Origin of the sequence: Flavobacterium anseongense, assembly GCF_021608185.1 — a bacterium.
In the GTDB taxonomy this organism is placed as follows: Bacteria; Bacteroidota; Bacteroidia; order Flavobacteriales; family Flavobacteriaceae; genus Flavobacterium; species Flavobacterium anseongense.
The window spans coordinates 425,104-439,054 of the sequence record NZ_JAKIHN010000002.1 but is presented as its reverse complement, the minus strand read 5'-3'; the positions used below and the strand labels follow the sequence as shown (position 1 = coordinate 439,054).

10 protein-coding genes are annotated in these 13,951 nt (G+C 36.8%); 7 read left to right on the top strand and 3 right to left on the bottom strand.

What is annotated here, in order from left to right; genetic code table 11:
• Positions 1 to 40: 40 nt before the first annotated feature.
• From L1S35_RS05035 to L1S35_RS05025, 3 genes are all read right to left on the bottom strand, one after another.
• Entirely contained in the window at positions 41 to 583 is a 543-nt protein-coding gene (locus L1S35_RS05035) for a 2'-5' RNA ligase family protein (protein WP_236397286.1), read from the bottom strand.
• Positions 584 to 717: 134 nt separating this feature from the next.
• Complete coding sequence (locus L1S35_RS05030; RefSeq protein ID WP_236397282.1) at positions 718 to 1,362, bottom strand: endonuclease III domain-containing protein; 645 nt, start codon at positions 1,360 to 1,362, stop codon at positions 718 to 720.
• Positions 1,363 to 1,369: 7 nt separating this feature from the next.
• The gene (locus L1S35_RS05025; protein ID WP_236397279.1) at positions 1,370 to 2,233 is read right to left on the bottom strand and encodes an alpha/beta hydrolase; all 864 of its coding nucleotides are present in this window, start codon (positions 2,231 to 2,233) and stop codon (positions 1,370 to 1,372) included.
• A 76-nt stretch (positions 2,234 to 2,309) separates the two neighbouring features.
• Between L1S35_RS05025 and L1S35_RS05020 the strand changes: the two genes are divergently transcribed.
• The 7 genes from L1S35_RS05020 (at position 2,310) to L1S35_RS04990 (ending at position 13,807) form a co-directional block, all read left to right on the top strand.
• Entirely contained in the window at positions 2,310 to 4,250 is a 1,941-nt protein-coding gene (locus L1S35_RS05020; RefSeq protein WP_236397275.1) for an alpha-1,4-glucan--maltose-1-phosphate maltosyltransferase, read from the top strand.
• A 21-nt stretch (positions 4,251 to 4,271) separates the two neighbouring features.
• Positions 4,272 to 5,894: a maltokinase N-terminal cap-like domain-containing protein gene (locus tag L1S35_RS05015; protein ID WP_236397273.1), complete on the top strand. Its 1,623-nt coding sequence runs from the start codon at positions 4,272 to 4,274 to the stop codon at positions 5,892 to 5,894.
• Between the two features lie 259 nt (positions 5,895 to 6,153).
• Complete coding sequence (glgB, locus tag L1S35_RS05010; protein WP_236397270.1) at positions 6,154 to 8,058, top strand: 1,4-alpha-glucan branching protein GlgB; 1,905 nt, start codon at positions 6,154 to 6,156, stop codon at positions 8,056 to 8,058.
• 187 nt (positions 8,059 to 8,245) lie between these two features.
• Positions 8,246 to 10,645, top strand: a complete 2,400-nt coding sequence (locus L1S35_RS05005; protein ID WP_236397266.1) for a glycoside hydrolase family 31 protein — start codon at positions 8,246 to 8,248, stop codon at positions 10,643 to 10,645.
• Positions 10,646 to 10,758: 113 nt separating this feature from the next.
• Entirely contained in the window at positions 10,759 to 11,580 is an 822-nt protein-coding gene (locus L1S35_RS05000) for a M48 family metallopeptidase (protein WP_236397304.1), read from the top strand.
• 82 nt (positions 11,581 to 11,662) lie between these two features.
• Positions 11,663 to 12,982 carry an MFS transporter gene (locus L1S35_RS04995; protein WP_236397263.1) on the top strand — a complete coding sequence of 440 codons (1,320 nt, stop codon included), beginning with the start codon at positions 11,663 to 11,665 and terminating at the stop codon, positions 12,980 to 12,982.
• A gap of 39 nt (positions 12,983 to 13,021) precedes the next feature.
• Entirely contained in the window at positions 13,022 to 13,807 is a 786-nt protein-coding gene (locus L1S35_RS04990; protein ID WP_236397260.1) for a hypothetical protein, read from the top strand.
• Positions 13,808 to 13,951: the final 144 nt, after the last annotated feature.

Sequence of the window (13,951 nt, the reverse complement as noted above, 5' to 3'; positions counted from 1 at the left end):
TATTGATGAAGGGTTCTTTTTTTTTATAATGATTTGCTAACTATTTACCGAAGCTGATTTTTTCTATAATATCTGAATATTGTTTTGTCTGATTGTTAAACTTTCTCACCTGTAAAGTATCACAATTAAATTTTAGATTGACTTGAATATTTCCAAACAACTCTTCAGCTATTTTCATATCCTTTCCATATAATTTTCTTCCAATGCTCATATGAGCATTGACATTTTTAGTATCAATTTTAAACCCCAGATACTCATTGATGCTTACAATTAAAGAATCAAGATAAACCTTAGAAACTGCATCAGGAGAAATAAAAAATGCGCCAGCATATTCAAATTTCCCCCAAGAATTAAATATCACTTTTTGTGACTTAACTGATTTGCAAAATTCCCTGATTTGGTTTATGTAAAGCATGAATTCTAGATGAGTTTTAAATTGTATGATAGTAATGTGTGCCTTTGCATTGGCACTTCCATATCCTTTTGGAATGTGACTTTTTAGCAATTGTTTATAGGATTTGACCAATTCAATTTGTTCTTGAGTTGGAAAAATGACTAATGAATAAAGCGGAATTTCTTTCATGACTATAAGATGCGTGAGGGATGGAAGTGGCATCCTTTTTACTGTTTAAGATAATTATCTGCTGTAAACGAAACTTGCTAAACAGTAAAAAGATAAAACTGACAGCCCGACCCGAAGGGACACGCCATAATTATTTAAATAGTTTTTAAAGGATATTGACAATGATTTTGGATAGGACAGTCTGGGCATTTTGGGTTGGTTGGCCTACAAGTTTCTCTTCCTAAAAAAGAGATGGCCATACCGATTTCACCCCAAATTTCTTTAGGTAAAGCCTTCAATAATAGCTTTTCGACTTTATTTCCGTCACTGGCTTCCGAAATGACCCCGATTCGTGGCGCCACACGAATAACATGTAAGTCGGCAATAATTCCTTCAGCGGGAGAATTCGTTTCCCGCATGATGACATTTGCTGATTTTCTTCCGATACCTTTTAGAGCAACCAATTCATCCATTGTTGTTGGAATGTTATTATCGGTTTTGAGTGTTTGTGCAATTTCGATAAGCCAACTTGCTTTTGTCCCGAAGTTTCTAACCTTTGAGATGTGCGGTATTAAGGCTTCAACATTGGAAACTGCTAAACTTTCCATGTTGGGATAGACCTCAAATAATGAGGGAGCAATTTTGTTGATATTCGCGTCTGAATCTTGCGCCGACAAAATAACCATTACTAAAAGTTGATAGGTATTTTGATAATCTAACGGATGTTTTTTGCCTTTGTATTTTTTTATTAATGGCTTTAGAATTTCTGCCCAGTTTGGTGTTTCGTTAAAAATATCCATGGTAGTTTTAATTTGAAATAAAGTTAAGCATAGTTTCGATTACTTTTTTATCACCTAAAATTTTTCGGTGACCCAATTTCTCGGTAATAAGAATTTCACCTTTCTTTAAATTGCGATGAATATTATGAGCTGCTTTAACTGCAATTTCATCATCATGTTCATCATGAATAATCAGTACAGGAATTTCTACCGATTTGGCTGCAAAACTTGCGGAATAACTTTCCATTTCTACTCCGTGCTTTTTCTCAAAATGGGCTTTCATCATTGAAGCCGTTTCTGGTTTTAATTCCAGTTTTGAAACAAAATCATCCAAAATATCCTGAATAAGATCGCCACTGCCAATAATCACTGCTTTTTTAACCGACAATCCTTCTTTTATAGCATTCAAAATTGACATGCCACCGAGTGAATGCCCAATAGCAAATTCAAATGGTCCGAATTGTTTTTCGATTTCTAAAATTGAAGAAATGAATTCGGGCATTAGTGTAGTTTTGCTTCCTGATTTTCCGTGAGCCGGAGCATCAAAACTGATAATCGAAAATCCGTTTTGAAGCAACTCATCAGCGATTTTAACCAATTGCGTTCCTCTCCCCGACCAACCGTGAACCAGCAGTATTTTATTTTTACTTTCACCGTAGTGATACACATTAATCTCTTTATTTATCTTAGGAATCCATAGTTTTTGCTGTTTACTATTTTGTTCCATGTGTAATTCCCGCTTTGGAATTTTATGTTTTATTGGCGTTGTAAATAGTTTTGCTGCAAAAAGTGTTGCTAATTTTGGAGAAATTGCTTGTAAAAATTTAGCCGTTCCCGTAATTACTTTCGGAATTTGCAATGATTGATTGGGTATATCACTTTTTTTTGTCATTTTAATAAAATTATGCTACAATTTATAACTTATTATATTTTTCTCTAAATTACAACTTCCTAAAATTACAATTAAAATGCAAAACCAAACCCGAATAATAATTGAAAATGTTTCTCCACAACTTGATGGTGGAGCTTTTTTTATCAAACGAATTATAGGTCAAAAAGTTGTAGTTACAGCTAATGTTTTCTCTGATGGTCACGATGTTGTGGCCTGCAGTGTAAAATTTAAACATGAAAAAGACAAGAAGTGGCAGGAAATCAGAATGACCGAAACCGGAAATGATGAATGGCGTGCCGAATTTAAAGTGGAAAAACAAGGTTTCTATTCTTATTTTGTAGAGGGTTGGGTAGATTATGCCTTGAACTGGCAACACGGAACACAGCGAAAAATAGAAGATAACCAACATGTAAAATCGGAATTGTTGGAAGGAGCTGAATACTGCCAGGCGATTTTAAAAGAAGTCTCTGCTGCTGAAAAAACGTATTTGACAGCAGCTATCAAAGCATTTCAGGACGCAAAACAATATGAAAAAGCGATTGCGATTGCTTTATCTCCCGAATTACATCATATTTTTAAACACTATCCAACACGGACTTTAGCCAATGCTTCAGCAGAATTAAAGGTTTATGTTGATAGAAAGAAAGCATTGTTCAGCACTTGGTATGAATTTTTCCCGCGTTCCGCATCTCAAGAAAAAGGAAAGCACGGAACGTTTAAAGATTGCGAGAAGCTGTTAACAAGAGTTGCAGCTATGGGTTTTGATACTTTATATTTCCCCCCAATTCATCCAATTGGAGAAGTAAACAGAAAGGGAAAAAACAATGCAACTAACGCTCAAAAAGGAGATGTTGGTTCACCTTGGGGAATTGGTTCCAAACATGGCGGACACAAAGCAACTCACCCTGAATTAGGTTCGATAGATGATTTTAAATCATTAGTAAAAGCTGCAAAAGCACTGGGAATTGAAGTCGCAATGGATTACGCATTACAAGCTGCACCCGATCATCCGTATGTAAAAGATTTTCCACAATGGTTCAAATGGAGACCAGATGGAACGGTACAATATGCTGAAAACCCACCAAAGAAATATCAGGATATTCAACCAATTTATTTCGAAAGTGGCGACTGGAAAAACCTTTGGAAAGAGCTGTTAGATGTAGCTTTATTCTGGGTGGAAGAGTGTGATATTAAAGTGTTCAGAGTTGATAATCCACATACCAAACCTTTTTATTTTTGGGGTTGGCTGATTTCTGAAATCAAGAAAAAGCATCCCGATGTATTGTTTTTGGCAGAAGCTTTTACACGTCCAAAAATTATGCACGAACTGGCGAAACAAGGTTTCACACAATCGTATACTTATTACACTTGGAGAAATACTAAAGCTGAACTCATTGAATATGTAGAGGAATTAACCAAAACAGAACAAAAAGAATTTTTCCGCCCGAACTTTTGGCCAAATACACCTGATATTTTGCCATATGCCTTGCAAAGCGGACATGAAAGCGTTTACCTTCACAAATACTTTTTGGCAGCCACATTGAGTTCGAGCATCGGAATTTACGGGCCGGTTTATGAATATATGGTTTCGGAAGCAATGCCAGGAAAAGAAGAATACCACAACTCTGAAAAATACGAATGCTACAATTGGGATTGGACAGTTCAGAACAAATTAATCACCGTTATTTCCAGATTGAACAGAATCAGACACGAACAACCATCATTGCAACAAACAAACAATATCCAGTTTTGTGCTACCGATAACGATCAGGTTTTGGCGTATTACAAATATGATGATGACAGATTGGATGAGACTTTAATGATTTGCAGCATCGATCCCTACTATGCCAAACAAGCATGGGTCCAATTGCCATTGCAGGCATTGGGAATTCACCCCGGACAACCAATTCGAGTAGTCGAGTTGATTACCGGAAACAGCTACATTTGGGACAAAGAATGGAATTTTGTCGAGCTAAATCCAGCGCTGCCTTTTCATTTGTTTAAGATTTTAAAATAGACCTAACTTAAAATACTAGTTATGGAAAATGCTAATCAAGATACTTTTACAACACCGTTTGTTTTTAAAACAGAGTGGAAAACAGCGTTTGAAGACGAGGAATTCATCAAAGTATTTTCTTCTGATATTTTAGAAAATTATATCATCAACAAACGTTGGTATGGTGGGAAAGCCAGCACTTTGAAGTATATCGAAGTGGTTGACCATTTCAAAATCACATCCAAAAAGAATAGCTATTACGGAGTGCTTTTGGAAGTAAACTTCAAGGAAGCATTTTACCAGCATTACTTTATGCCCTTGGCTTTTATGTCCGAAGAAGAGCTTGATACAAGCACTATCATTTCGCCCGTAAAAATGGGCAATCAGCAGGGTTTTTTGGTCGATGCTCTACATCAGGAAGATTTTAGAAAATTGCTGTTTGATAATATTGTTCAATCTAAAAATAATCCTGAATTAAAACTGGTTTTCCACAAAGGAACCAAGTTTGAAGACAAAGAATACAAGTCATCAAAATTTATGGGATTGGAGCAAAGCAACACTTCTATTATTTACAACGATGCTTTTGTACTAAAGATTTTCCGACGCATTTATGTAAGCACGAATCCCGATTATGAAATCAGCCGATTCCTTACCGAAAGAATGCATTTCAAAAGTTCACCGGCTTATACAGGAAGTATCAATTTAGCTTTATCAGAAGGAAATATTACACTGGGTTTAATGCAGGAATTGGTTCCGAATCAAGGCGACGCATGGAAATTTATGCTCGAAGAAATCGATGGTGTGTTCAGCAACCTGAAAACCAAAAAAATCAAAATAGATAAGCTACCGGATATTCCTTTATTCAAACGCGTGAAGATTAATGAGATTCCACCCGAAATTATTGATTGGGTTGGATTGAGTTTATTTCTTCGCCTGCAAACACTTGCAAAACGCACAGCCGAAATGCACATCGCGCTCGGTGGAGACATTCACGACACAGCTTTTACTCCAACAACTTATAACGGAGATTATACGGTTTGGCTCAAAAACAGAATGCTCTATCAGTTCCAGAACCGATTGAATATTATCGAAAACAGTCTACACAAATTAGATGGATTAGCATTAGATTTAGCGCATCAGTTTATGGAAAACAAAAAACTAGTCCGTAAACATTTTGTCGATTTCGATTGGACTAAAATGAAGTCAGAGCGCATCCGAATTCATGGCGATTATCATTTGGGACAAATTCTGGTCAACGGAGATGATTTCTATTTACTCGATTTCGAAGGCGAACCCGAAAGCACCATTCGTGACCGAAAAGTAAAACAGCCGCCATTAAAAGATGTTGCCGGTTTGTTTCGTTCGTTTCATTATGCGATTTACGCAACGATTTTCAACAACAAAGACAAATATCCATTTGAGCAGGAGCAGTTATTTAAAGCCGCCGAAGTTTTGTTCAATTACTTCGTAGGCTGCTTTTTGGAAACCTATGTCGAGAAAGCACAAGCCGGAAATTTAAATATTGGTTACAACCACGAAATAGATTTCCTTTTAAAATATTGTCTGATAGAAAAAGCAGTTTACGAATTGGGTTACGAACTGAATTCAAGACCTCGTTGGGCAGTGATTCCTTTAAGGGGAATTCAAAGTATAATGGGCTATTAGGAGGTAGGAGTTATGAAGTGGGAAGTACGATGTGAAAAATTAGGAGAGAAAGGTCAGAGCAATTGCTAAACCATATTCCCGCTTTACGCACTACATGGTAGTTGCTGCAATCGGGGCTAGATAGGATTTGAATTATAATAAAGATGATATAAAAATTATATTGCTAAAGTGCATTTAATGAAACAAAAAAAAAATCCACATCAGACTCCCCTCTCCTTTGGAGAGGGGTTGGGGGTGAGGCCAAATAAAAACAACAAAAATGAACCAAGTACAAGTACATTCGCTTTTCACCGATTTTGATATCGATTTATTCAAAGCAGGAAAGCATTTTAAATTATATGAAAAATTAGGCGCACATCTTACAGAAGTCAATGGCGTAAAAGGCGTTTACTTTGCCGTTTGGGCACCGGCCGCACGGTCAGTTTCTGTAGTTGGCGATTTCAATTATTGGATTCAGGGTGAACATCAACTGAATGTACGTTGGGATGGTTCAGGAATTTGGGAAGGATTTATTCCCGGTGTCGAAAAAGGCACAACCTATAAATATAAAATCCAATCCAATAACAACGGAATCATCACCGAAAAAGCAGATCCTTTTGCCTTATACTGTGAACATCCACCTCAAACAGCCTCTATCATTTGGGATTTAGATTATAAGTGGAAAGATAAAAAATGGATGGAAAACCGAAAAGACAAAAATGGTTTAGACAAACCTTTTTCGGTATATGAAGTGCATTTGGGTTCATGGCGAAGAAACAGCGAAGGCAAGTTTTTAACCTATCTTGAATTAGCAGACCTATTGGTTGATTACGTTAAAGAAACTGGCTTCACTCATGTTGAGTTCATGCCGGTAATGGAATATCCTTATGATCCATCCTGGGGTTATCAACTCGTAGGCTATTTTGCGCCAACATCACGCTTCGGAAAACCACAGGATTTCATGGTTTTAGTAGATAAATTGCACCAAGCCGGAATCGGAGTAATCCTCGATTGGGTTCCATCACATTTCCCGGAAGATGCACACGGGCTAGGTTTTTTTGACGGTTCAAATCTCTACGAACATCCAGACAGAAGAAAAGGTTTTCATCCGGATTGGAAAAGTTTGGTATTCAATTATGGAAGAAACGAAGTGCGTTCTTTCTTAATCAGCAATGCAATTTTTTGGTTAAGCCAATACCATGTTGACGGCTTGCGTGTTGATGCAGTTGCTTCGATGTTGTATTTAGATTATTCAAGAAATGACGGCGAATGGGAACCAAATATTTACGGTGGTAGAGAAAATTTGGACACTATCAGTTTCCTAAAAGATTTTAACGAAGCGGTATATTCGAACTTTCCTGACACACAAACAATCGCCGAAGAAAGTACCAGTTTCCCTATGGTTTCGCGACCAACATTCATAGGCGGATTAGGTTTCGGAATGAAATGGATGATGGGTTGGATGCATGACACTTTACAATACTTTAAGAAAGAAAGTGTCTATAGAAGGTATCACCAAAATGATTTGACTTTCTCAATGACATATGCATTTACCGAGAATTTTATGTTACCATTATCTCATGATGAAGTAGTTTATGGAAAAAATTCCATTTTAGGAAGAATGACCGGAGACGAATGGCAGCGTTTTGCGAATTTACGCTTGTTGTATGGTTATATGTTTACGCATCCTGGAGCAAATTTATTGTTTATGGGCGCTGAATTCGGGCAAAGTTCAGAATGGAATTTCGAAGGAAGTTTAGACTGGCATCTACTGCAATTTGGCTATCACAATGGTATCAAAAAATGTATCACCGATTTGAATGCGTTGTACAAAAACAATCCGGCTTTGTATGAAAAACAATTCCACGTAGATGGTTTCGAATGGATAAATTATTCCGATGCTGAAAACGCAGTGTTGAGTTACATCCGTAAAGGAAATAACGAAAAAGAAAATCTTGTGGTGGTTTGTAATTTCACGCCGGTTGTTAGAAGTAATTACAGAATTGGTCTTCCGACAAAAGGAAAGCTAACTCAAATTTTCAACTCTGACAGTACTGAATACGGAGGAAGCGGCGTTGTTGCAACCAAACCAATCAAGATTGATAAAACACCTTGGAACTACAAAGAATATTCAGCCGAAATAACGCTGCCACCATTAGGAGTTTCTGTTTATAAGATTTCTTAAAGGAGATAGTGATTTGACACGAATACACGAATAAATTGAATCAAATTTTCAAAAAAAAATATTCGTGCATTCGTGGCTCTTTTATTTATCACCAATCGCAAACGTTATAGTTAAAAACTACTCTAATAAGTTGCTGTGTTTTAGATTTCATCTTTGTAAATTTGGCAACACGACTTAAAAAATCATTATGATTACCAATCAAGAACTTGAACATAAAGGCGATCAATTCCCTTCCAAAATAATTAGTTTCGAACAGGATGTTGACAGTATTTATTTCAATACTGACAACAACGTAATTTTAAAAGTTACAATCCTTCGCGATAGTTTAATCCGTTTTCGTTATACTACCAAAGGTTATTTTAGTAATGACTTTTCGTATGCAATCGATAAAACACAATCGCACGGTTACAATCAACTCGAAGTTGTTGAAGAGAATACTTTTTATCTGATAAAAACCAGCAAAGTATTTTGTAAAATCAACAAGAAAAACCTAAAAATATCAATTCACGATATAGATGGCTTTACAATCTTGGAAGACGAAATCGGTTTTCATTGGGAAGAACATTACGAATACGGTGGCAACATCGTAAAGATGAGTAAAATGTCGAAAGACGGAGAAAGTTTCTACGGAATGGGTGACAAGCCAACACACTTAAACCTGAAAGGAAAACGTGTAGAAAACTGGGCAACAGACCAATACGCTTTTCATAAAGACCAGGAACCGTTATACAAAGTTGTTCCTTTTTACATAGGATTGCATCATAACAAAGCTTACGGTGTTTTCTTTGACAATACCTTCAGAACTTATTTTGATTTTTGTCATGAACGCCGAAACGTAACCAGTTTTTGGGCAGAAGGTGGTGAAATGAATTACTACTTTGTCTATGGCCCGAAAATGAGTGATGTCGTTACAACTTATACACATCTAACAGGAAAACCCGAATTGCCACCAATGTGGACATTGGGTTACCATCAATGCAAATGGAGCTATTATCCTGAAAGCAAAGTCAAAGAAGTTACCAACAGATTTAGAGAACTAAAAATTCCATGCGATGCTATTTATTTAGACATTGATTATATGGAAGGTTTCCGTTGCTTTACGTGGAGTAAAGAATATTTTCCCGAACCAAAAAGAATGGTAGCCGAATTAGCCAAAGATGGTTTCAAAACTGTTGTTATCATCGATCCGGGAATCAAAATAGATAAAGATTATTGGGTGTATCAGGAAGCTTTGGCTAAAAGCTATTTCTGCAAACGTGCCGATGGACCGTTTATGAAAGGAAAAGTTTGGCCGGGCGAATGTAATTTCCCCGATTATACAAATCCCGAAGTGCGTGAATGGTGGGCAGGATTATTCAAAGAATTAATTTCGGAAATAGGAGTAAAAGGGGTTTGGAATGATATGAACGAACCAGCAGTTATGGACGTTCCCGGAAAAACTTTTCCGTATGATGTACGTCATGATTATGATGGAAATCCGTGTAGTCACCGAAAAGCACATAACATCTACGGAACGCAAATGGCAAGAGCAACTTATGAAGGGGTGAAGCGATTTGCCTATCCAAAAAGACCATTTATCATCACACGTTCTGCTTATTCAGGGGCACAACGTTATACTTCATCATGGACAGGCGATAACGTCGCAAGTTGGGAACATTTGTGGATTGCCAATATTCAAATGCAAAGAATGTCGATTTCCGGAATGGGTTTCACAGGTTCTGATATTGGTGGATTTGCAGAGCAACCTTCTGGCGAATTGTATGCTCGTTGGATACAGTTAGGTGTTTTTCATCCTTTCTGCCGAACACATTCATCGGGCGATCACGGCGAACAGGAACCTTGGTCATTTGGAGAAGAGGTAATAGATATCACCCGAAAGTTTGTCGAATTGCGTTATCAATTGCTCCCTTATCTATACACTATGTTCTGGCAGTATGTAAACGAAGGAACGCCAATGTTAAAGCCGTTAGTGTATTTTGACCAGGACGATTTCCATACACATTACAGAACAGACGAATTTATTTTTGGTAATCAGATTTTGGTTTGCCCGATATTAGAGCCAAATGCGCAAGGAAGAAGAATGTATATCCCGAAAGGGAATTGGTACAACTACTGGACAAACGAATTGATCGAAGGCAAAAAAGAACTTTGGATAAAAACCGATTTTGATCAGATTCCGATTTTTATCAAAGAAGGAGCAATCATTCCGAAATATCCTGTACAGCAATATGTGGGTGAATTGCAATTTGATGAATTAGCATTAGATGTGTATTATAAATTAGGAAAAGAAAAATCAACCGTTTACGAAGATGCTCAGGATGGTTACGATTATAACAAAGGACGTTTTTCGTTAAGAACATTCACTTTAAACGGAAAAGAGAAAGAACTTATCATTCAGCAACATAAAGAAGGAACATTCGAAACGGGTTATTCAAACTTTAAGATTAATCTAAAAGCATTGCCTTTTAAAGTTAAGAAAGTAGAAGTTGATAACGAGAAAATTTCTTTGGATTCTCTAAAGTTAAACGGAGAAAACACATTGATATTATATAAAGATTTCACAGAATTACATATCATCGGCGCATAAATAATTCATAAATTTGTTACTCAATAAATAGAAACATTATGAAATCGAAGATTATTGCATCAGTTCGCCTTTCAGGCTCGGGTCACGAATTCCAAAAAAACAAAAATTCACGCATGAGTAAAAATAGAATTTTACTTTGTGGTGTCTTGGTGATAGCACTTATAGTATCCTGTGCCAAAAATCCGTTTACTGGAAAACAAACACTTGCTTTAGTTCCGAATAGCGAAATTTTGCCTTCGGCATTTGCTCAATATGGAACATTCTTAAAAGAAAATAAGGTTATCAAAGGAACTGCCGATGCCAATAAAGTGGTAACCGTTGGCACAAAAATAAAAAACGCAGCAGAGAAATGGCTGAATGCAAATGGGTATCAAGGCTATCTGAAAGATTATCAATGGGAATATAACTTAGTTGAAAACAAAGAAGTAAATGCCTGGTGTATGCCTGGTGGAAAAATTGTCGTGTATTCAGGAATTCTTCCTATCACAAAAGATGATGCTGGTTTGGCAACTGTTTTGGGACATGAAGTTTCACACGCTTTGGCGAATCATGGTCAACAAAGAATGAGCGCTGGAATGCTCCAACAACTTGGAGCCGTTGGTGTTGCGGCTGCTACAGGCACTAAAAGTGCCGAAACGCAACAAATCGCAATGACGGCGTACGGAGCAACAACACAAATTGGTGGAATGTTACCATTTAGCAGAAGCCACGAAACAGAAGCCGATCAAATTGGTTTAACCTTAATGGCCATTGCAGGATATAATCCGGAACAAGCTGTGGTTTTCTGGTCAAGAATGGCAACAGCTTCAGGAGGAAACAAACCACCGGAATTTATGAGTACGCATCCATCTGACGAAACAAGGATTGCCAATCTTAAAAAACTGGTTCCCATAGCAAAAGCCGAAGCATTGAAGTTTGGCGTAACGTTTAAATAACATATCTATTCCAAAAAAAGAGTATATTTGAATTCCGTCTCGTCCCACAAGCGAGACGGGATTTTTTATTTAAAAACATTTTATGCCAATACTTCCAAAAGGTCATCCAAAATTACTCAACGCCTGGGCTTTTTATGATTGGGCAAATTCGGTTTATAGTTTGGTAATTGCTTCGGCAGTTTTTCCAATTTTCTATAACGCTTTGTTTGACAAAGACAATCCTTATGTTACTCTTTTTGGATACAGTTTTAAAAATTCGGCATTGATTAGCTTTGTGACAGCAGCTGCCTTTCTTTGTGTTGCGCTTTTTTCACCATTACTTTCCGGTATTGCCGATTATATGGGAAACAAAAAGATTTTCATGCGCATTTTCAACTATATTGGCGCTTTGTCCTGTATTGGTTTATACTTTTTTGATTTAAATAATATTGGTCTTGGACTAACATTTTACTTTTTTGGTCTGATTGGTTTTTGGGGAAGTCTGGTTTTTTATAATTCCTACTTACCCGATATTGCTTTCCCTGAACAGCAGGATAAAATAAGCGCAAAAGGCTATTCATTAGGTTATATTGGCAGCGTTTTATTATTGATTGTCAATTTGGCAATGATAATGAAACCGACACTTTTTAATATTTCAGGAACACCCGGAGAAGCTTCAATGAAAGCAATGCGCTATTCGTTTATGACAGTAGGCATTTGGTGGATTGTCTTTAGTAAATACACTTATTTTTATCTGCCAAAAGGAAATTCCAATAATAAAGACGTTACTTTCTCTATTATATTTAAAGGATTTAGAGAATTGAAAAAAGTGTGGGGAATGCTGCAATCTGATATTCCGCTAAAAAGATACCTGTTGAGTTTCTTCGTTTTTAGCATGGCAGTGCAAACCGTGATGCTAATCGCAACATATTTTGGAGCACAGGAAATTCAATGGAGTAGTCCGGAAGAAAGCCAAGTCGGATTGATAACCTGTATTCTTTTAATACAGCTAATCGCCATCCTCGGAGCAATTTTAACATCAAAAGCTTCTGCAAAATTTGGGAATGTTAATGTGCTGATTGCCCTAAATGCTTTTTGGCTTTTATTGTGTGGCTTTGCTTATTTCATAACTACTCCAATGCATTTTTACATTATGGCAAGTTTGGTTGGATTAGTTATGGGTGGAATTCAGGCATTGGGAAGATCGACCTATTCTAAGTTTATTCCTAAAACCGAAGATACCACTTCCTTTTTTAGTTTTTACGATGTTTCCGAAAAAATAGGAATTGTTATCGGAATGATAGTTTATGGATTAATAGACCAAATTACGGGAAGTCCAAGATTTGCAATCGTATTTTTGGGCGTATTTTTCTTAGCCGGAATGTTATTGTTGTTTAGAATTCCAAAAAAAGTGTTGTCATAAATCCAAAAAAAATTATATTTGGAAAAATTTACTTTAATCATGAACAAAATAAAAATTATCGCAGGTCTTTTTCTGCTTGTCATTTCCTTTACATTCACAGCTTGTGAAGTTGAACCTATTGATTCGAGTATTGTTTTAGATGACGGTAGCACAGATGGTGGCGGTGGTACTGGCGGAGGTGGTACCGGAGGCGGTGGAGGAGGAACTTCAACCGGTGACTATTGGCCAACTGCTTTAAACAATCAATGGGTGTTTAAGAATAATGGTGTGGTTCAGGAACCTATGAAAATGATTTCTATTAATAGCATTGGCGGTAATACTTATTATACGTTCGATCAATTATTTGGAGCTTCAAGTGGTGGAACTTCGGCTGGAGTGGTAGCTCGATTGAGAAAAAATTCCGGAGACTACTATCTTAAAATTGAAGACTTTACTTTCGATACCGGATTAGGAATCACTGGAAATCTGACAGGATACCAAATGCTACTACTTAAAGATTACCTAAACGCAGGTCAAACCTGGTCGGGTAGTTTTACACAAACAGCAACTTTTACAGGCTTGCCATCCACAACTCAGGCTACAAGTTATACGGGACAAATTCTTGAGAGAGACGCAACTGTCACAGTAAATGGTGTAAGCTATACTAATGTAATCAAGTCGAAAATAACTCAAGTTGTTACTGTTATGGGTGCGCCCGCAAACAATGTAGTAACTGAATATTGGTTCTCTAAAAATATCGGCCCAATAAAATCTGTTACTGTTTCTACAGATGATGTAGGCTCAGAAACGACAACAAGTGAATTAGAATCTTATATTCTAAACTAAATAATATATTCACAAATAAAAAAACTGTCTCGTCCTTATGATGAGACAGTTTTTTTGTGGCATAATACTTGACTAAATACTGCACTAATCGATAATAGTAGTCTATATATCGATTTTAGCCAAATTCAACTGTAATACATCGAT

Coding starts and splice junctions, on each gene's coding strand:
- glgB (WP_236397270.1), top strand. CDS start 6,154: ATGAACCAAGTACAAGTACATTCGCTTTTCACCGATTTTGATATCGAT.
- L1S35_RS05005 (WP_236397266.1), top strand. CDS start 8,246: ATGATTACCAATCAAGAACTTGAACATAAAGGCGATCAATTCCCTTCC.
- L1S35_RS05035 (WP_236397286.1), bottom strand. CDS start 583: ATGAAAGAAATTCCGCTTTATTCATTAGTCATTTTTCCAACTCAAGAA.
- L1S35_RS04990 (WP_236397260.1), top strand. CDS start 13,022: ATGAACAAAATAAAAATTATCGCAGGTCTTTTTCTGCTTGTCATTTCC.
- L1S35_RS05015 (WP_236397273.1), top strand. CDS start 4,272: ATGGAAAATGCTAATCAAGATACTTTTACAACACCGTTTGTTTTTAAA.
- L1S35_RS05030 (WP_236397282.1), bottom strand. CDS start 1,362: ATGGATATTTTTAACGAAACACCAAACTGGGCAGAAATTCTAAAGCCA.
- L1S35_RS05025 (WP_236397279.1), bottom strand. CDS start 2,233: ATGACAAAAAAAAGTGATATACCCAATCAATCATTGCAAATTCCGAAA.
- L1S35_RS05020 (WP_236397275.1), top strand. CDS start 2,310: ATGCAAAACCAAACCCGAATAATAATTGAAAATGTTTCTCCACAACTT.
- L1S35_RS05000 (WP_236397304.1), top strand. CDS start 10,759: ATGAGTAAAAATAGAATTTTACTTTGTGGTGTCTTGGTGATAGCACTT.
- L1S35_RS04995 (WP_236397263.1), top strand. CDS start 11,663: ATGCCAATACTTCCAAAAGGTCATCCAAAATTACTCAACGCCTGGGCT.